Annotated in this window: 16 protein-coding genes; 9 read left to right on the top strand and 7 right to left on the bottom strand. The window is 59.9% G+C overall.

The window, feature by feature from the left end; all coding sequences use genetic code 11:
* Positions 1–10: 10 nt before the first annotated feature.
* The 3 genes from B8746_RS01930 to B8746_RS01920 all read right to left on the bottom strand — a co-directional run bounded on the left by B8746_RS01930 (position 11) and on the right by B8746_RS01920 (position 6,069).
* Complete coding sequence (locus B8746_RS01930; protein WP_143434501.1) at positions 11–3,055, bottom strand: TonB-dependent receptor domain-containing protein; 3,045 nt, start codon at positions 3,053–3,055, stop codon at positions 11–13.
* A 305-nt stretch (positions 3,056–3,360) separates the two neighbouring features.
* The gene (locus B8746_RS01925) at positions 3,361–4,386 is read right to left on the bottom strand and encodes a DUF3667 domain-containing protein (protein WP_084391543.1); all 1,026 of its coding nucleotides are present in this window, start codon (positions 4,384–4,386) and stop codon (positions 3,361–3,363) included.
* A 24-nt stretch (positions 4,387–4,410) separates the two neighbouring features.
* Entirely contained in the window at positions 4,411–6,069 is a 1,659-nt protein-coding gene (locus tag B8746_RS01920; RefSeq protein ID WP_084391542.1) for a peptide ABC transporter substrate-binding protein, read from the bottom strand.
* Positions 6,070–6,172: 103 nt separating this feature from the next.
* Here B8746_RS01920 and B8746_RS01915 point away from each other — a divergent pair, with 103 nt between their 5' ends.
* Positions 6,173–6,706 (top strand): hypothetical protein, encoded by a 534-nt coding sequence (locus tag B8746_RS01915; protein ID WP_084391541.1) that lies wholly within the window; start codon positions 6,173–6,175, stop codon positions 6,704–6,706.
* 24 nt (positions 6,707–6,730) lie between these two features.
* On the opposite strand, the gene B8746_RS01910 is transcribed toward B8746_RS01915, so the two are convergent.
* From B8746_RS01910 to B8746_RS01900, 3 genes are all read right to left on the bottom strand, one after another.
* Positions 6,731–7,384, bottom strand: coding sequence for a redoxin family protein (locus tag B8746_RS01910; RefSeq protein WP_084391540.1), 654 nt, complete (start codon positions 7,382–7,384; stop codon positions 6,731–6,733).
* A gap of 11 nt (positions 7,385–7,395) precedes the next feature.
* Positions 7,396–9,540: a protein-disulfide reductase DsbD family protein gene (locus B8746_RS01905; RefSeq protein WP_158084511.1), complete on the bottom strand. Its 2,145-nt coding sequence runs from the start codon at positions 9,538–9,540 to the stop codon at positions 7,396–7,398.
* Between the two features lie 171 nt (positions 9,541–9,711).
* Positions 9,712–10,554, bottom strand: a complete 843-nt coding sequence (locus B8746_RS01900) for a SapC family protein (RefSeq protein ID WP_084391538.1) — start codon at positions 10,552–10,554, stop codon at positions 9,712–9,714.
* A gap of 131 nt (positions 10,555–10,685) precedes the next feature.
* Between B8746_RS01900 and B8746_RS01895 the strand changes: the two genes are divergently transcribed.
* Positions 10,686–12,584: a DUF885 domain-containing protein gene (locus B8746_RS01895; protein ID WP_158084510.1), complete on the top strand. Its 1,899-nt coding sequence runs from the start codon at positions 10,686–10,688 to the stop codon at positions 12,582–12,584.
* Positions 12,585–12,631: 47 nt separating this feature from the next.
* On the opposite strand, the gene B8746_RS01890 is transcribed toward B8746_RS01895, so the two are convergent.
* Positions 12,632–12,979 (bottom strand): hypothetical protein, encoded by a 348-nt coding sequence (locus B8746_RS01890; RefSeq protein ID WP_084391536.1) that lies wholly within the window; start codon positions 12,977–12,979, stop codon positions 12,632–12,634.
* Positions 12,980–13,312: 333 nt separating this feature from the next.
* Here B8746_RS01890 and nadA point away from each other — a divergent pair, with 333 nt between their 5' ends.
* The 7 genes from nadA to B8746_RS01855 all read left to right on the top strand — a co-directional run bounded on the left by nadA (position 13,313) and on the right by B8746_RS01855 (position 20,032).
* Entirely contained in the window at positions 13,313–14,461 is a 1,149-nt protein-coding gene (gene nadA / locus B8746_RS01885) for a quinolinate synthase NadA (protein ID WP_084391535.1), read from the top strand.
* Between the two features lie 81 nt (positions 14,462–14,542).
* Entirely contained in the window at positions 14,543–14,998 is a 456-nt protein-coding gene (locus B8746_RS01880) for a hypothetical protein (RefSeq protein WP_084391534.1), read from the top strand.
* On the top strand, positions 14,995–15,438 hold the full coding sequence (locus tag B8746_RS01875) for a hypothetical protein (protein WP_084391533.1): 444 nt from the start codon (positions 14,995–14,997) through the stop codon (positions 15,436–15,438). The genes B8746_RS01880 and B8746_RS01875 overlap by 4 nt, the downstream gene beginning before the upstream one ends.
* Positions 15,439–15,456: 18 nt before the next feature.
* Positions 15,457–17,004 (top strand): L-aspartate oxidase, encoded by a 1,548-nt coding sequence (locus B8746_RS01870; protein WP_084391532.1) that lies wholly within the window; start codon positions 15,457–15,459, stop codon positions 17,002–17,004.
* On the top strand, positions 17,001–17,852 hold the full coding sequence (gene nadC, locus B8746_RS01865; protein ID WP_084391531.1) for a carboxylating nicotinate-nucleotide diphosphorylase: 852 nt from the start codon (positions 17,001–17,003) through the stop codon (positions 17,850–17,852). Before B8746_RS01870 ends, nadC begins: the two co-directional genes overlap by 4 nt.
* Positions 17,853–17,908: 56 nt before the next feature.
* A complete protein-coding gene (locus B8746_RS01860) occupies positions 17,909–18,718 on the top strand; it encodes an SDR family oxidoreductase (protein WP_084391530.1) in 810 nt (269 codons plus the stop codon).
* Positions 18,719–18,814: 96 nt separating this feature from the next.
* Positions 18,815–20,032 carry a hypothetical protein gene (locus B8746_RS01855; RefSeq protein ID WP_084391529.1) on the top strand — a complete coding sequence of 406 codons (1,218 nt, stop codon included), beginning with the start codon at positions 18,815–18,817 and terminating at the stop codon, positions 20,030–20,032.
* Positions 20,033–20,037 lie beyond the last annotated feature (5 nt).

The raw sequence follows: 20,037 nt of genomic DNA, 5'->3' as shown, positions 1-20,037 counted from the left end.
GATAACCGACCTAGAAGTCGATCGTCGCACCCATGAAGATGTAGCGACCCATTGCGTCGTACACTTGTGGGTAGGTGTTACCGTTACCTGGTGCCGTACCAACCACGGAGGACAGTGGCGGATCTTCGTCGGTGATGTTGTTCACACCGAAGCGGACCGTCGTGTTGTCCAGCAGGTTGTAGCGAGCCGACAGGTCCAGATAGTTCTGGGAGTCGAGCGTCGCGTTGATTGGATCAGGTGCGGCGTTTTCCTGAGCGACTTCGTCGTAGTAACGCCACGTACCGGTCAGGAAGAGTTTCCCACCAACTGGCGACCAGGTCACGCTTGCCTTGTGGCGATACTCTGGGTTTGCACCCGTACCGAAGTTCGTCTGACAACGACCGGCATAGAGGCCGGCACAGTCGACGACTGGCGTAACGCTAGCATCTGGCAGCGACTGGAACTCGAGGCTTTCGAGGATCGTGCCGACATAGTCGAAGTTGAACGAGCCGTAAGCACCGCTGTCATACAGGTAGTTGGCCTGGATGTCGTAGCCGCTGGTTGCGAGGCTACCGGTGTTTAGGTTCGTTGCGGTGATGAAGCCGGTTTGACCAGCCCACAGCGTGCCGCCAGTACCACGGTTGACGAGCGAACAGAAGAACGGATCGCCTGTCAGACCACACTGGGTCAGGGAGGTCTCTTCTGGCACCGTGTTGATGTAACCTTCCACTTCGATGTCGAAGTAGTCGACCGACACCGTCAGGCCGTCAACGAAGCTTGGCGTCGCAACGAAGCCAAACGTGATCGTGTCGGACTCTTCCGGCTCAAGATCCGGGTTACCCCCGCCGAAGGTGTTGTACTGACCGGCTGGGTTGATCAGGCCGGCAGAACCGTAGTTCGCTGGATCAAGACCGGTGTTCACACACTGAGCTTCCGTGAAGATCGGCGTTTCGCCTGGAAGCGCACCACATGGATCACCATCGTCGAGGTCGAACAGACCGATCGACTGTGCTGTGAACAGTTCGAAGATGTTCGCTGCACGGACCGCACGCTGGTACGAAGCGCGGAAGCGGACGTCAGCGGTTGGTGCGTAGTCAAGACCGAACTTGTACGCGTCGGAGTCTACGTTGTCATAGAACGACTTACGATAGGCCGTGTCGAAACCGAGGGTGTAGATACCCGGACGGTCCTGGATCAGCGGAACGTTAAGTTCGGCAAACACGTCGATCACGTTCTGAGCGCCGGAAATGGCAGTCGTTGGACCACCCTGACCTGCACCATCACCGGACTGGTAGTTGGCATCCGGATTGGAATCGAGCGTGTCGCGGCGATACTCGGCACCGAAGGCCCAGCCTGGTGCATCTGCAGCCATAGGCGAAACGATACCCCAGTCAGCCATGGAGCCGAACAGTTTGCCGGAGATCACAGTCTGCGTGGTGTCGCCGCTGCGGTTCAGCGGAGAAACGATGTAAGCGATCGCCGCAGGATCAGGCGCGTTGCCCGACCAGATGTCGTACGGTACGCAGTTTGGATCATCGTTGAGCGGGTCTGCGTCAACGTTGACGTTACAGACAACGTTGCCGCTGCCATCGTCAACCGCATAAAGCGCGTTGGACATCTTCCGGATTGACAGGTCGTTGTTGTAGACTTCGTCACGAACCACTTTGGAGAACGACGCGTAGACATCGTAGCCAACTGAGGTACCTTCGAGGTCACCGCGGATACCGATCACATTCCGGAATGTCGTGTGACGGATGTCCTGGTTACGAGGACCACCCTCTACGTTACGACGAAGCGCAAGCAGGGAGCCGTCGGCACCAACAACTGCGTCAGGGGCAAGACCGGTACAACCGATGAAGTCGCGCTGTTGAGCGGACAGGTATGGGTTGTCACAGTTCAGGCCACCATTTGCACCGGCAACACCGTAACCGAACACACCAGAAGGTGCGATCTGGGAGTTCGTTTCGTTCTGAACGAACATGAACTCGCCATAGGCTTCGATATTCTCGGTAATATCGTAGTTGATGAACGTACCGAAGTTGTACTTCTCGTTCGGACGCTGGAAGTGGTTGTACGGATTGAAGTTGAACGTGTCGGACACGAAGTCGCGTGCCGCAAAAGTACCATTGGTCGGGTCAACGCGTGCCCAGACGCCCGTCGGCAGAGAGCCGGACAGGTCAAGCAGGTTCGTGAACTGGTTCGTGGACGAACCTGAGCAGGTGAACTCGGTGCCGCTATTGCGGGTACCAAGAGCACACTGGGAGTAGTCACGGTTGCCCTGCAGGACTTCGTTGACGTTCTGGTAGCCAGCATAAGCCATTGCGTGGCCCTTGCCGTTGTCGAAGTAGCCGCCAGCCATCAATGTGATGTCTACCGCTTCGCCATCAACGGTGCTGCCCGAAGGCACATCATACTGGCTTGGGTTTGCAGCAGAGAACTCTTCCAGGAGGCCCTGAAGCTCACCATCATTGTTGTGCTGGAAGAAGCTGTAATTGCCGTCGATGCGGAAGCCTTCAAAATCGTCATTCATGACGAAGTTGACAACACCGGACACAGCGTCGGAACCGTAAGTCGCCGAAGCACCACCGGTCAGCACGTCAACGCGCTCGACCAGCTGGGTCGGGATCGAGTTGATGTCCGGAGCGGCGATATTGAGCGAGCCGTAAGGCAGGCGGCGACCGTTCATCAGGACCAGCGTACGGGACGAACCCAGACCACGCAGGTTGATGGAAGCAGTACCAGTACCACCGTTCGCAAGGTTGGAGCCCTGTGCTCCAAATGCCTGTGGCAGAGTGTTAATGAGATCTTCGGCTTTCAGCGTACCGCGGATTGCGAACTGCTCGGCACCGATCTCGGTGACCGGGCTGGTCGCAACCAGGTTGCCTGACGACGGAATGAGAGAGCCGGTTACGACAACCGTTTCCTGCCGCGCTACTTCGTCTTCATCAATTGCTGAAACGGCTGGCACCGTCTCTACGTCATCCTGCGCAAACGACGGTGCTGCGACAAGCGTCATCGACGCTCCAGCAAACACTGCCGAAGAGAGCAGGTGCTTCTTGAGTATATTCCCGTTCACTATGGAACCTCCAACATTAACTCGTTTAGCCTGAATGGCAGCCGCATTCCCCTGAAAGAGCACGGCTTAGCTTTAACGGTTATGGAGGGGCCTGACAGGGGTCAACGAAAAGTGACAAAACCAAGACAAGATGGTGGAAACGTGTTGCAAAACTGTTTCAGTTGAGACCATCCTTGCCGTGATCGCGGGAAACTAGAGCAAATCCCACCCGTTATTTCGGCCCCTCTAACTTAGAGTAATTTCTACTCAACTTCGCGGAACAAGTATAGAATTGTAGACCGCGCCTATTCGCAATTAACAGGAAACTATACCGAAAATACACTTGCGATGAAGGTGAAGGCGGTGAGCAGGGTGAGCCCCACCGACCAGACCGTAAACAGCAGGCACATTCTCAGGAAGCCCATAATGAAGCCGGTGCCGTAGGCTCCGCGCAGGCTCAGTATGACGTAAATCGGCATGATGATGACAAACACGGCCCACACGCCCGGACCTGTCACCTGCGAGACAAGGACGGTGAGAGCGCCGGCAAGATACATCCATGTATGCAGATGGAAGGCATGTATGGCGTGATTATAGGTGTAGAGCCTGCGCTTCCAGAAATACATCAGGGCAAGCGTGAGCATGGTCAGTGGAACCAGCAGCAGGCTGAGACGCGGCGCCCAGTCCTGGATCGCCATGAAGAGAAGCTTCGGATTGTCCGCGATGCGCCTCAGCCGCTCCTCAATCTCGCTTGTCTCTTCTTCGCTATCGGCATCTGTCGGCGAACCCTCTGGGGCCGAAGCGGCTTCAGGAGACTCGAGGCCGGCGCTGGCGTTCTCTTCTCCTGAGTCGAGCTTGAAGAAGGACCCGCTGGTCCCAATGCCCGCTTCGTTCAGCTGCTTCTCAAGTTCCGCCATTTCTTCGTCGGTGAGTTCACGCTGCGCGTCGCCATTGATGTTGATCGGATCACTCGTCCAGGACTGGCCGTCGAGCAGCGCGAACACGATGAAATAGAAGATCAGGCTGGAGAGCAGAAAGAGCCGGAATGGCGGAACATAGCGCGCGCGCTTGCCCTCATTATAGCGCCGGGTCAGCACACCCGGGCGGAACAGCAGAAGCGGCAGCGTCCTCGATATGCGGCCATCGAGCGCCATGGCATCATTGATGCTTTCGAAGATCAACGAGATGAAGGGCCGGTGAAAGCTTGCCGCAAGCTGGCCGCAGCGCGGACAGTGGCGCTGCTCGACCATCTCCCCGCAATTGCGGCACGGCTGACCGGACAGGTCAGCCGTGCGCGTGGTGGACAGGGAGCCGACAGATGCGGCTCCCAGGGTTTCCAGCTCAGAACTCATTCCCCCCTCCCAGCAACAGTCAGACTATTCGTCTGACGGTGCCTCGCTTTCGGCGCTGACTGTTGCCGCGTCCGCCCGGCACATCCACCGGGACAGGTGATCGTCCTGGGCGTTCTCGCCCCATCCGGTAATGTCAGGGTCGACGAGATTCTTGGTGACCTGGACCCACATTGGCGTGATCGGATAATCCTCCAGCATCAGGGCTTCGGCCTCTGCGAAGATCGCGGCGCGCGCGTCAAGGTCCCGCTCCTGGCTCGCCCGTGCAAGCAGATTGTCATATTCCGGGTTGCTGTAACGGCCATAGTTCTGCTGACCCGTCGTGGAATCGAGCAGGTAGAGGAAGTTGATCGGGTCGTCGAAATCGGCGACCCAGGCACCGTCAGCCGCCTCGAAATCGCTCTGGCGAAGACGCGCATAGAGCACTTTGGTGTCCTGCTTCAGAATGTCCGCCCGCACCCAGGGAGCGATTTCCTGCCAGTTCGCCTGCGCCACCGGCGCAACTTTCGGATTGTCGTCCGTCGAGCGATAGATGAACTCGAAATTCAATGGATTGCCCGGCCCGTATCCGGCCTCTTCCAGAAGCGATCTCGCTTGGGCGAGGCGCTCTTCACGGCTGAGGTCGACGAAGCTCACTTCAGGCCGGTCAACCTCGTAATTGCTCATCGTTGGCGGCACGAAGGAGTAGGCTGGAATATAGCCCGGCGTCAGGACTTTCTCGACGATAAATTCGCGGTCGAGCGCCATGGCGAGCGCCTTGCGCACACGCACATCGGTGAACGGCTCCTGGCTTGTGTTCAGCGTCCAGTAGGTGGTGATCAGGCTCGGCGCGGTGCGTACCCAGCCCGGGAATTTCTTTTCCAGCTCGACAGTGCGTCCGCCATCGAACCCGTTATTGATATCCAGTTCACCGGATTCGATGCGGCGCTCGACCGCCGAGGCATCCTCGATCTCGAAATAGGCGACGCGGTCAAAGCAGACATCGTCGGCCTCATAGAAGAGTGGGTTCTTTTCCGAGACCAGCTGGTCACCTGTGCGCCAGTAGGCCAGTTTGTAGGGCCCGTTGACCTCGATATTCTCCGGCTGGATCCACGCTTCGCCATACTGCTCGACGATGTGCTTCGGCACCGGATAGGTGGTGTAGTGGGTCAGGAGGCCAAGCAGGTAAGGGGCCGGCTCTTCCAGCGTGATCTCGAAGGTATAATCGTCGACCGCGCGCACACCGAGCTCTTCCGGTGGAAGTTCGCCCGCGTTCACCTGCGCCGCATTCTTCACGATGTAGAGAAGCGAGGAATACTGGGACGCGATGGCCGGGTCCTGGATGCGGCGGAAGGCATAGACGAAATCCTCTGCGGTGACAGGTTCGCCATCAGACCACACCGTCTCCTTCAGCTTGAATGTCCAGGTCAGGCCGTCTTCACTCGTCTCCCAGCTTTCTGCGACGCCTGGAATCACGTCCCGTTCGGGCGTGATCGTCATCAGGCCGACAATCATGTCGGAGATCACGATGTTCTCCCATTTCGCCGAAGACCGATGCGGGTCGAGCGTGTCGACCTTGGCCGAGATGCCCCGGCGCAGCACTTTCGCGCCATCATCGGAGGATGAGCCGCCGCCACAGGCAGCAAGTGTCATGACAAGCCCGGCAGCAGATGCTGCCAGAAGCGACGTCTTCAGTGATCTGATCATGTGTTTGCGTGACTTTCCCTATTTAACCATCTCGTCATAGTGTCTCAGACGAGCGCGCTCTTGGAAAGAGAGCGCGGCAGAGCTGAGCAGGAGATGAACGATAATGAAGTATATTTTGCTCGCAGCAGGGGCAGCAATGGGAATATCCATGCCGTCCAGTGCCGACGAATCGACCGGTAACGCGTCCACAGCCAGCGTTTATGCCTGCTCCAATATTGCAGGCGATAGCGAACGCCTCACCTGTTACGATGCGGCCGTCGGACGGCTGAAAGCGGCCGAAGATGCCGGAGACGTCGTCACCGTGACACGCGAACAGGTTGAAGAGGTGAAGCGCGACTCCTTCGGCTTCTCGCTCCCCAGCCTGCCGAAGCTTGTCATGCCCGCTCTTGGGGGAGACGACAAAGACAATGAGCTCACGGAAATTACCTCACCGGTCGCCCGGGTCTCCTCGACGTCCGACGGAAAGTTCGTCATCTATCTGGAGAACGGACAGGTCTGGCAACAGACCGACAATAAGCGGGTCTACTATTCGCGCAAAGTCGGCGTCGACAATGCAACGGTCAGGTCCGCCGCCCTCGGCAGCTTCATGATGAAGCTCGATGACGGCGTCCTCTTCCGGGTACGCCGCATCGAGTGATTTGTGCGGACCGGTTGACCCGGACTAGTATTTGACGGAGCAGCCATAAGGCTTGGAGGATGCGACCTGAACCGGCTCGCCGGCCTCAACCGCACCCAGCGCTGCACGGACATAATTGTCTGCAGTCTCGATATCCTCGACCCGTGCCGAGCGGATCGAATCGATGGCGCCGGCATAGGCGATCTCGCTGTCGCCCTTGATCACGAACATGTGCGGCGTGGTCTTGGCATCATACAGACGGCCAATATCGCCTGACGGGTCGAGAATGACATGGTCTGGCGTTGCGCCGCGGCCTTCATTGATCGCGTTGGCTTCGGCGCCCGAGACATAGCCCTGCGAGCCGGGCTTGGACGAAATGATCTGGAGCCAGACCACATCGTCACCCGCCGCGTCTTCACTTTGCAGGGTCTGCATGTTCTTCGGCGGCTCAGCATAGTGCTTCTTCACAAAAGGGCAGCCATCATTTGTCCATTCGAGAACGACGGTCTTGCCGGCAAAATCCGAAAGCGACACTTCCTCGCCCGTGCTGGTCGTGCCCGTGAAGGCTGGCGCGACATTGCCCGGCTCTGCTGCCGGTGACGCATCGGCAGAAAATGCGATCAGGGCACCGGCGCTGAGCGCGACGGCGGCGGCCATGCCGGAGGCGAGGCTGATTTCGCGGCGGGTAATCTTTGACATGAGCGAACTCCCTAGTTGTCTTCCAGTCCGGCGGTTTCGAAGGCGCCGAGTTTCCGTTTCATCATGCCCGGATTGAGCAAAGTTGGCAAAATTTCTGGCTCACTCTCGCCGGGCGCATAGAGAAGGTATAGCGGAATGCCGGGGCTTCCGCGCTTCTTGAGTTCTGCCGCAATCTCTTCATTCGGCCTAGTGAAATCGGCGACAAGGAAGTTCACATTCGCTTGAGCCATCGCATCGAGCACATCTGGCTTGGTAAGTGTCGTGCGCTTGTTCACCTGGCAGGTCGCGCACCAGGTCGCGGTGAAGTCGACGAATACCCCCTCGCCCGCCGCAATGAGCTCTGCGACGCGCTCATTCGACCATGGCTCAGGTGTTACTGACGCGTAGGATTTCACACTGGTATCGGCCGGGGCATCCCTGAAGCCTGCCATGACCGGCCAGCCAATCGCGAACACACTGAGCGCCGCGCCTGCGGCAAGCACCGGCACTTTCAGCTTGCCACCGGAAACGCTCATCAGCCAAACGCCGAAAGCGAGGATGACGGCACCGAAAGCAGTCGCTCCGGCGGCGGGATGATTGCCGAGCACAGTGATGAGCCAGGCCGCCGTCAGGAACATCGGGAAGGCGAATGCCTGCTTCAGACGCTCCATCCACGCGCCGGGCTTCGGCAGTGCCTTGTGAAGACCCGGCACGAAACTGAGCACGAGGAAAGGCAGGGCGAGACCAAGTCCAAGCGCGAGGAAGACCGCCATGACGATGGGCCATGGCTTGTCGAGCACAGCACCAAGAGCCACGCCAACGAAGGGGCCAACGCAAGGCGCCCCAACGACTGCTGCGAGAACACCGGTGAAGAATGCGCCGGAATTGCCACGCTTGCTGGCAAGCCCCGACCCGACATTCTGGACAGATGTGCCGAGATGAAAGACGCCGAGCAGCCACAGGCCGATCAGGACCATGACCAGGGCCAGCGCCGCCACGACCGCCGGATACTGGAGCTGGAAGCCAAGACTGACGAACTGGCCTGCTGCACGTAGCGTGAGGAATGCAGCGGCCGTCGCGGCAAAGGACAGGAGGACACCCACCGTGTACCAGATGCCATGTTCGCGAAGATGCGATTTCTCCCCCTGGGCTGCCGCCTGGACCATGCCGATTGCCTTGATTGACAGGACTGGCAGTACGCACGGCATGAGGTTGAGGACCAGCCCGCCCAGCAGCGCCAGCGATAGCATGACGACAAGATTGATCCCGCCACTCGCGCCAGAACTTTCCGTCCGGCCGGAGCCGCTGGCACCAGCAATGCCTGTCGTGCCTTCCAGCGCGTCGCCCGGTACAGCGTCGATGTTCACGGCTATCGGATCGCCGCCCCCTGCCGGGTGGATTGCAAGTATACCGGCCAGCGTTTCGGGAAGTTCGTCGCTATCGGGCGTCAGGGTGAGGCGAACACCCGCCTCGCCAAACTCATGCGGCTGGTCAGCCGAGTGCACGATGTCGTGGGTTTCAGGAAAGAAGCGGGCGTCCCCGGTGATGCCTGCAATCTGGTCGCCGGTGACAGAGAGGACCCAGGTATCACCATCCTGGGTAAGACGCGCCTCACCATCGAGTTCGGGCGGCACTTGTGCCAGCGCATCCGCAATGCGTTCTGCGCCGTCCATGTCGGGGACCTGCGTGTCGCCGACTTCTAGATAAAGCGTGAGCTCCACCCGTTCGGGAATGCAGATGTCCTCGCAGATAAGATAGTCCAGCGTGCCATCGAAGCGGATCGTGTCGTCAGCGTCGTCTGGGATGGTCACCGGAAATGGCAGGACCACGCGGTCGCTATAGCCATAATCCATGATCTCGCCTTCAACGACGGGGATGAGTTCGGGTCGCGGCCAGCTGATCTCGCCAATGGCCGCCTCGTCGATGGTGGTCTCGTCGGACCAGAACATTTCTGGCGGAATCCCCGCATCCCCCGCATTCAGCCAGTAAATGTGCCATTTGGGGTCCATCTCGAAATCAAAGCCGAGCCAGACGGTTTCACCGGGAATGGCGACTTCCCGTTCGCTGATGAAGTCGACACGGGCGTGCCCTCCATCAACCGGTTCGGCGACGCCCGGCACCGCAGCGCTCAATGTGGCAAGACACAGTGCGAAGAGCTGGATCAGTTTTTTCATCATGCGAATTGAATAGTCACTCAGAGTTATCGTTCTGCGAAGCCATATGCTGCAATTGGCATCGAATGAAACCACCTCTCTAAAACGTGAGGACCTTGTTTGAACAAAAAAGCGGCCCGGCAATTTGCCGAGCCGCCTTGTTGTGTCCTGCATCAGAATGACGCCGGAAACCGACTAGATCTGGAAGCTCGGGCCTTCTGATCCGCCTTGCGGCTGCGGCTGCTGGTTGGCGGAATCGATTTCCGACGACTGGGTCTTGATGGCGCGGTTGATCACGCGGGACCAGTTCAGCAGGGAAATCGAGCAGGCCGCGCAGGCTGCGATGATGCCATTGCGGTTCAGCTCTTCCACCTTGTCGGCAGGAAGTGCCTGAAGCTTGGCATCGTCGATGGCCCAGTATTCGGCGAGCGTCTGTTGCGGGCCGGACTCATTGCCCTGCGCATCACGCGGCTGGAACGCGGCCGTCTTCTTGGTGAAGAGGTCAAGGTCGCGCAGCGTGCGAACGAAGGCTTCGGTGTTCTGGCGCTGACGTTCGAACTCCTGGCAGAATTCCATGGCGTTGTTGGTGAACTGGCTCGGCTGTCCGTTCTCGAAGAAGGGAACTTCAGGCTGGTTGGTCACCATTGGCGCATCCCGGTCGACGCAGAGCAGCAGGCGCTGGCCTTGCTGGTCATTGGCGAAAACGAAGGGATAACGACGCGCAAAGGCAGGCACATAGAAATCCGGGTCAACCGTGCCGTCCTTGGACACGAACAGGTTCTCGTTCTGGCGGATGCCCATCGCGCCGATTGGCGTGCGATCCTCGCCGACGAAGAGGATCGGATAGGAGGTCGCCGCGAGGCCAAACTCATTCACGGTCAGCGGCACAGCATGCGCCTTGCCAAGAAACGCGAATGGCTTTTCCACTTGCTTGATACCAAGACCACCGTGCTTCTCCGAGGAAAGCGGCTGGGGATTGGAATAGAAGAGAACTTGCCCGCTGAGCGGCGCAGTCTGTGCTGGCTGAGTATTTTCCACGGGAAACTCCTGTTAATTAGACCGGCGGGGTTTATCGAATATGATTACCACTCACAACCGCCGAACAGCGATTATGCTGAGAGTTTAATCATACTGTCATGTTGCGAAGACCGAACCGGAACAGCTTTTTGATGCGCTTTTTCACCTCGAACCACGTTGGCCTTGTCACCCTGGCTGTATGCGCTGCTACAGCCTGTTCAGCACCGGTGAATGAAGACGGGATCGCCCGGCGCACGGTGCAGGAGATCGACCAGACCTTTCGTGACACCGCCTTTGCCGAACTCGCCCTGTCTCCGGAAACCGCGAGCCGGCTCGGCCTTGAAGAGACGCGGATCGGCCAGCCCTTCCAGAGCACGCTCGACGACCGCTCGCAGGCGCGCTTTGAAAGAAAGCGGCTGCTGCGGCTGGAATTACTGGAGCGTCTCAACGCGGCCCCCGCCCTGCCGGATGACAGCCGGCTGGCGCGCCATCTCGACATCATCCGCGATCAGTATGAAGCGCTGACGCGGCTCGAATCCTATGGATTTGGCCGATATGAGCCGGGTCTGGCCCGGCCGTATGCGGTTGACCAGCTGAGCGGTGCCTGGGTCGATGTGCCGGACCTTCTGATTTCGAGCCAGCCACTCAGTTCGTACAGGGAGGCTGACAATTTCCTCGCGAGGCTCTCGGCCCTGCCTGGCGCTGTCGAGGACGAGAGAAGACGCCTCGTTTCAGACGCCGCGAACGGAATCCTTCCGCCACGCATCGTCCTCGATAAACTTGAGCAGCGCCTGCGCCAGTTCGCCGGGCAGGCCGTTGACGAGCACCCGTTGATCGTTCGCTTCGACGCAGTGATTGGCGGCCTCGATGAGGGCGAGGAATATTCCGCTGAGGACTATCGGGCCACTGTCCGGCGCCTGATGACAGACAGGGTCTTTCCAGCCTATCTCGACTTTGCAGACACAGTGAAGCGACTGGCCCTCGATGCCTCCACCGCACCCGGAATCGAGCTGTCCGACAATAGCGCCCCGATGGCCGGAAACGGCGTGGCCGCAGCCAATGCCTATTACCGCGACATTCTCGGTTTCTATACTGAAGCGGGCATTGATCCCGACTTCCTGCACCAGGAAGGCCTCAGGGCGATGACCGACATACAGTCGGAAATTGATGACGCGTTTGCGATGATTGGACTGACAGATGGGAGCGTCGCTGAGCGGCTGCGACTGCTTTCAGCGTCGCCAGGGCAAATCCTTGCAGATGATGATGAAGGTACGGCGCGAGAACAGGTGCTCGCCCGGCTACGCCAGCACTTGCGCGCGGCGGCCGAGATCATGCCCCGCCTCCTGGAATCGCCGCCGCAGGCCAGCCTCGTGATCACCCGCATGCCGGCCTATAAGGAAGATGCGTTTGCCGGCGCATCCTACGTCCCGGCGGCGGCCAATGGGTCCAACCCTGCCCTCTTCCAGATCAATCTTTCCGACCTCAGCCAGTGGCCGGACTTCACCCTGGCGACCCTGCTGCATCATGAGGGCATTCCCGGCCATCACATCGAAAGCGCCAGCGTGGCCCAGTCGAGCCGCATGCCGCTGCTGCGCCAGATGATCTGGAATACAGCCTATGGTGAAGGCTGGGCGGTGTATGCCGAGGATCTTGCCGATGGCATAGGCCTCTATACCGGCGACCCGTATGGCCGGATCGGCTATCTTCAGTCCATCCTGCTGCGGGCTGCGCGGCTCGTGGTCGATACCGGCATTCACTCGCAAGGCTGGAGTTTTGATGAGGCGGTGACCTATCTCACCGAAACGACCGGATTTCCACGTGAGGCGATGGAAGAGGAAGTGGCGCGCTATGCCGTCTGGCCGGGACAGGCATCGGCCTATTTCTATGGGCGCAACCGTATCCTGGACATGCGCAGCCGCGCCGAAGCCGTGCTGACCGGCCGGTTCTCCGAGCAGGGCTTCAACACGGCCGTGCTGAGGGGTGGACCACGCCCACTCTCAATGGTCGAACAGGATATCGAGGCCTGGTATGGCGAGCGGCTCGAACAATAAAACGGGGTGCCGGCACCGACTGGTGAAAAGTGCCAGCACCCCCTCCTCTACGCCGCGAGGCGCAAGCTTTCGGGCTGAGCACCGGTAAAAGCCGGGAAGACCGGGCTCAGCCCTGCTTCGAGGTCACTCATCAGGGCGCGACGGACCTCGAAATCGGTTTCATCATGGACGAAGATGGCAGAGGCACCGTAGCGCTTGGCGTCAAGCTCTGCCCAGAACGGTTGGACGTCATGCATGCGGCCGGTCATTTCGACCATGCGGACAATGCGCCAGCCATAGGTGTCACGGGACGCAAAGAGCGCCACACCAGCATGTCTCGCCCATGCGCTGTCGGATGCCATTCTGGTGAAAGCAACGAGGCGACCAGAGCGTCCGCGAAAATTGACACATTCCATGTTGTTCTCCTTCCGTTCCGATCCCTATATTCTCTTTTTGTTCCGCTGCGCAATCGTTTTTTGGTAAACAGAATCTTAATTTTGAAACAAGGCTCTGACTCTTCAGGGATTCTTTTTTGCGCCGTCGGAACAGATCAGGGCGGACGCTTTGTCACAAAATCGACATTGCCCTTGCCAATCGGAAATTTGACGATTACACCGCCTTTTGCTCACCCCGCCTATAAGGGGTGGCGAGGGTCAGGTTTCTTTCGTTCCATGGTGGAAGGTCTTGAAATCGGGCAGTTGCATACCCAACTAATGCTCAGATTGAGCAAAAGCGTGGAGGACTACACCATGGCCAGACTTATTGACTCCGGACCAAGCTGTCCGACCCCGACGCCGCTTCGCGCTGCCAATGCCGCTGAAGCCCGCGGCCTGAAATATGATGATGCCGTCAAGGCCGAAACCGACGCGCTTTACCCGCTCGTATCGGACTTCATCACTCCCATGGAATGGCCCGCCGTTGCGCCGCTCGTGGCCGAGATCAACCGCCTCAAGAAAGAGAAGAATGCGGTTATCCTGGCGCACAATTACATGACGCCGGATATCTTCCGTCTCGTCGGCGACTTCCGCGGTGACAGCCTTCAACTTGCCCGTGAAGCTTCGCAGGTCGAGCAGGACGTGATCGTCCAGGCCGGCGTCCATTTCATGGCGGAAACATCGAAGATCCTGGCGCCCGAGAAGACGGTGCTGATCCCGAGCCTCGAAGCGGGCTGTTCGCTCGCCGCTTCGATCACCGGCGCCGATGTTCGCCTTATCAAGGAAAAGTATCCCGACTATCCGGTCGTCACCTATGTGAACACAACCGCGGACGTGAAGGCCGAGTGCCACATCACCTGCACCAGTTCGAATGCCGCGCAGGTGGTTGAGGCAGTCGCGAAGGAATGGAAGACCGACACGGTCATTCTCGTGCCGGACCAGTATCTCGCCAAGAATGTCGCCGCCCAGACCGATATCCGCATCATCACCTGGCCGGGCGCATGCGAAGTGCATGAACTGTTCAGCGCTGACGATGTAAACCAGCTGCGTGAAGCGCATCCGGGCGTTGTCATCCTGGCTCACCCGGAATGCCCGCCGGATGTTCTCGAGGCGGCAGACTTTGCCGGCTCGACCTCGGCGCTCGCCAACTATGTGAAAGATGAGAGCCCGAACAAGGTCGTGCTGCTGACCGAATGCTCGATGAGCGACAATGTCGCCGCTGAAAATCCCGGCGTGAACTTCATCCGCCCATGTAATCTCTGTCCGCACATGAAGCGCATCACGCTCGAGAACATCCTCGATTGCCTGATCGACATGGAGCATGAGGTGAAAATCGAGGAATCGGTGCGGGTGAAGGCCAAGCAAGCCATCGATGCGATGCTGGCCCTGCCCAAGACGGAAAAGCCGCTCGCCTTCGAAACCGGCCTCAAGCCGCTGGAGATCGAGGTCATTTCGGCCGCCTGATGCCTTGAAGTCGCCGCTTTGGCGGGGTTTGCTCGACCACAGCAACCCCGCTTCAGCTCTTTCCCCCCGGAGACCTGCCCCATGCGACCTGTCCTGATGGCTTGCCTTGCAGCACTTCTGATGGTTGCCACGCCGACCGCCGGAGCCACGGAAAATCGCGACCCAAGCGACATTCTCGGAAACTGGACCTTCCAGACCAAACCCTATCGCGAAGGCCAGTGCCTGATGAGCGGTACAGCGCGCCTGACCCCCAATCCGGAAGAAGGCGTCTATGACTGCGAACTCACCGCGGTGGAAGTCTGCTCCCTCTGGGGCCGGTCAGTTGTCCTGCAGACATGCACGGCCCGGCGGTTCGGCAACCAGGTGTCCATCCGCTCGGTGATCGACCAGTTCCTTGAGTCGAAGATCGAAGGCCTGACCTATGTGCCGGACAATTTCGCCCTGACGATACAGAGCTCGCAGCGCATGTACGGTTCGCTCGTGTCTGCCGCAACAGCGCCAGTGGTGTTCATCCGGTCCGAAGAGGGCATTTCGTGATCCGCACCGCTGCCCTCCTGTCTCTCGCCTGTCTGACTGGGCAGGTCGCCTTCAGCCAGACGACCGAGCCAGCACCCAATATTGCCGGCATCTGGATGTTTGAAGCCGAGGTTCATCCGGTCTGCAGCTTCAGCGGGCAGGCCCGCCTGATGCCGGGCGATGACCCCGACAGATATGACTGCGAACTGACAGCACGCCAGGATTGCCCGTCTGCCGATGTCCTCTACACGGTCGAGCAAAGCTGTTCGGCATCGGTCGATGGTGACCAGCTCACCGTGTTTTCGACGATCGTCAATTTTCTCGAAGGCGAGCCAACCGACAGCTATCTGCCCGACCACTTCCAGCTCGTCATCAAGGACGCCTCATCCATGGATGGCGTGCTGCTGGGGAGCGGGGCCTACCCCGCCATATGGCGGCGGGCGGAAGGCGCCATATCCTGATGAAGGGCGGGGGCTGACATGAACCACTCGACGCGCATCAAGGCGGGTGAACCTGGCCCGGGCGACGATATCCTCATCGTCGGCGCGGGCCTTGCTGGCCTGTTCCTCGCACTGCGGCTCGCCCCGCGCAAATGCACCGTTATCGCCCCTGCCCCACTCGGTGAAGCGGCCTCCTCTGCCTGGGCGCAGGGCGGACTCGCGGCCGCCCTTGACCCGCTCGACACGGCAGAGTCGCATGCTGCCGATACGGTTGCGGCGGGCGCCGGTCTCGTTGACCCGATCATCGCCCGCCTCATCGCCGAAGAAGGCCCAGCCCGGGTGCTGGACCTCATCGAAATGGGCGTGCCCTTTGACCGGACCGATGAAGGCGCGCTCGCCCTGTCGCTGGAGGCCGCTCATTCGGTTCCGCGCGTGGCGCGGGTTGCCGGAGACCTCGCGGGCAAGGCCATTATGGGTGCGTTGACCGCTGCTGTTCAGGCCGCTGGCAATATCACGCTGAAATGGCCGTTCCGCGCCGTTGGCCTTCTGCAGGATGAGAATGGCCAGATTGCCGGGGCGGTGGTGCGCGACCGAAAGGGAAACCTGTCGCCGCTAACCGCGCGCGAAACGATTTTCTGTACAGGCGGGTCCGGCGGTCTGTTTCGGGTAACGACCAACCCGCCGCAGTCACGCGGCGACGCTCTCGCCATGGCCTGGTCAGCTGGTGCGCTGATTGCCGATCCTGAATTTGTCCAGTTCCACCCGACCGCCATGGATGTGGGCCTCGACCCCGCGCCGCTCGCAACCGAAGCCCTGCGCGGCGAAGGGGCTGTCCTGCTCGATCGCAAGGGGCAGCCTTTCATGCATCGCTATCATGAGGACGCTGAACTGGCCCCGCGCGATGAAGTTGCGCGTGCGATCCATTCCGAACGCATGGCTGGGCGCGGCGCGTTCCTCGATGCGCGCGAGGCCGTCGGCAATGAATTTCCGGCGCACTTTCCCACGGTATTCGCGGCCTGCATGGCGGCCGGCATAGACCCGCGGGTCAAACCCATCCCTGTCGCACCCGCCGCGCACTATCACATGGGTGGTGTCGTGGCAGACATGTGGGGGCGGTCCACGCTGGACGGGTTGTCTGTGTGCGGCGAATGCGCCTCGACCGGTGCGCACGGCGCGAACCGGCTCGCGTCCAATTCCCTGCTTGAGGCGGTGGTTTTCGCCTCACGCATTGCAGACAGGCTGCGCGAAGCCGACCTTAACCAGCCGTCGCACTCTTCCGGTGACGTACCAGACGAACTGCCCCCTGACGCCCTGCAGGCCCTTCGCCTTGGCATGGCCGAGAAATGCGGCGTGGTGCGTGACGCGGACGGCCTTGCCAGCCTGCTGGAAGACATCGACATAATGAGCGTACAGCACGGCGATGCCCGCGCGCTTACAGCATCGCGTCTGATCGCTGCGGCGGCCCTCAGCCGCGAAGAAAGCCGCGGTGGACATTACCGCTCCGACTTTACTGAAACGATGGACGAAGCGCGGCGCAGCTTTGTACGCCTGCCGTCCGAGCCCGCCAAGGAAGAAGCCACCCTATGATTGCACCCCCACCGTTGCCTGATCTGGTCCTGGACCCGATCGTCCGTCTTGCGCTGTCGGAAGACCTTGGCCGAGCCGGCGACCTGACCACGGATGCAACGATCAAGCCGGGCACGATGATCGAGGCGAAGATTGCCGCGCGCAAGCCGGGGCGCCTGGCCGGCATGGATGCTGCCGCATACGCGCTGAAGCTCGTCGACCCCGCTGTGACACTCGACCAGAGCAAGCAGGATGGCGATGCGCTTTCGCCCGGCGATATGATTGCAACCCTGTCTGGCGAGGCACGCTCCATCCTGATTGCCGAGCGGACCATGCTGAATTTTCTGGGCCGCCTGTCCGGCATTGCGACCCTGACGGCGACCTTCGTGGACAAAGTCTCGCACACGGATGCAACCATCGTCTGCACGCGCAAGACGACGCCGGGCCACCGCGCCGTCGAGAAGCGGGCCGTGCGCTGCGGCGGCGGCACATCCCATCGCTACGGCCTCGATGACGCGATCCTGATCAAGGACAACCATATCGCGGCCTGTGGGTCGATCACCGAAGCGCTGAAGCGGGCGCACGACTATGCCGGGCACCTTCGCATGATCGAGATTGAGGTCGACAATCTGCAGCAGCTCGAAGAAGCGCTGCCGCTGAAGCCGCATGCTGTGCTCCTGGACAATATGGACAATGACACGCTGCGCCGCGCCGTGGAGATGATCGATGGGGCGTGCAAGGCCGAAGCGTCGGGCGGCGTCAATCTCGATACGGTCGCCGGAATCGCCGAAACTGGCGTCGATTATATTTCCGTCGGTGCGCTAACTCACTCTGCGTCAAATCTTGACGTCGGCCTCGACCTGCCGTGAACCTGTTTCCTGACTGACCGCCTCAAACGAAACGGCGGCAAATGGGAGGACTGGACATGGGCGAGTGTATCGGCCGCAAGAGCATCTTCATCACCGGAGCCGCATCCGGCATCGGCGCAGCAACGGCAAAACTGTTTGCTGACCGCAGCTGGTTTGTCGGCCTCTACGACATCAATGAAGCCGGCCTGAAGAAAGTGGCGGCCGAGATCGGCGAAGAGAACTGCATTTCGGGCAAGCTCGATGTACGCAGCCGCGATGACTGGAAGCGCTGCATGGATGATTTCGCCAAGGCAACCGATGGCAGGCTGAACGTTCTTTTCAACAATGCCGGGATTGGCCGACATGGCTGGTTCGAAGACATTTCCGGCGAGGACAATGACGCCATTGTCGACATCAATGTGAAGGGTGTCATCAATGGCGTGCAGGCGGCGCTTCCCCTGCTGCGTCAGACCAAAGGGTCGCGCATCGTCAATACCGCCTCGACCGCTGGCGTGTTCGGTGCACCGAAGCTGGCGGTCTATGTTGCAACCAAGTTCGCCGTGCGCGGCCTCACAGAAGCGCTCGATATCGAGTTTTCGAATATCGGGATCCGGGTCACCTCCCTCATGCCCTGGTTCATCGATACGCCGATCCTCGATATGGGCGCCAAGGACGGCGCAAATGTGAAAATGAGCGACATGATCCGGGAGTCAGGCTCCGAAGTCTATCCGGTCGAACTGGCGGCTGAACGCGCCTGGGACGCTGCGCATGGCAAGGAAGTTCACTATATGGCCGGCAAGATGGCTGAACGCACCCGCTTTGCGGCGCGGTTCATGCCGAAGCGGCTGAAGAAGCAGCTTGAGAAGACTCTCGGCCCTCGCACCTAGGACGCTTTCAACTGGTCGAGCGAGTTCGAAAGTCTTTCGCGTCCCATCCTATACATGATATCTTTTCCCCGTTGCACTGTGGGAAGGAGGGACGCCATGGAACTGCCTCAGAAGGTAGCAGCCTCACTTGTGATGATGGTCGCGGGGCTTGCCCCTGCCGCCATAGCCGAGCCGCCCGAAAAATCTGGCGGCAAGGCGGTTTTGACCAAGCCGACAATCAGGCCGGGGACGCTAAAGATAGACCCATCCATTGCCATACCTCTGACCACCGCCCGAATGACAGACTTCGACCCGGTGGCGGACGGCTTCAGATTCATAAATACCTTCAAGACGGTAACCGGTGTGTTCGACGTCACCACCAGCGGGCTGTGCGGCGGCATGGTGTATGCCGCGCTTGATTACTGGCGTGCCGGGAAGCCGATCCCGCGGCAGGACTATACACCCGTCAACGGTACGACCCTGCAAAGCTATCTCTACGCCCGCAACATGACAGCGCTAGAAGCGCACATGGATAAGTGGGTCGAACTTCACATGAACCCGCTCGGCATTCGCGATGACGAGTTCTTCCGCTGGGGGCTCCAGGGCACCAATGGGGGCCGCCTTGAGGAACTGCGCGAGAAGATAGACGCCGGCCGGCCAGTGCCGCTCGGCCTGAAATCCCTGTCGGGTGATCCTGGGGCAGACCATGTCGTCCTCGCCTATGGCTATGACATGGGCCGCTACAAGGGTGATCTTGGCGAGCACAAGGAAGACCTGAAGATCTTCATCTACGAACCAAATTACGGGGCACGAAAGGTGACCATGGTTCCGAAACCGGAACGCAATGCCTGGTGCAACCTTGAGCGCAACCGTGTCGGCGATGAAGTCTGTTGGCGAACCTGGTTTGTTCAACAGAACTACACCCCCCGCAACGCGCCATCAGTGCCGGACTCACCGCGTGAAATCATTCTCGACATCAAGACAGGTGGAGACGACTTGCGCGGGGGGAATGACAATGTCCACGCCACCGTGCGCCTGCGCGGCGGCGGCGTTGTCGCGGCGAACAATCTTAACCAGGGGCAACGCTGGATCGACCACACCTGGCAAACTGTCGGTATTTCACTGCCCGAGGGGACGTCTGCAGCCGATGTGGAATCCATCAGCCTGCGCACCACTTTCAGCGGCGGATGGAATGGCGACAATTGGAACGTCGACGTATTCACTGCAAACTTCAGTGAGAATGGACGCCAGACTGCCCGCTGCCACAAGACTGGTGAACCGCTGAAACGCTTCACGGGCGATGATCAGCGCTGGACAACCCGCTTTCCCTGCTGAGTGAG

Source organism: Henriciella pelagia (genome assembly GCF_002088945.1).
GTDB classification, from domain to species: Bacteria; Pseudomonadota; Alphaproteobacteria; order Caulobacterales; family Hyphomonadaceae; genus Henriciella; species Henriciella pelagia.
The sequence above is the reverse complement of the archived record's forward strand: the minus strand, read 5'-3'. Positions and strand labels throughout refer to the sequence as shown.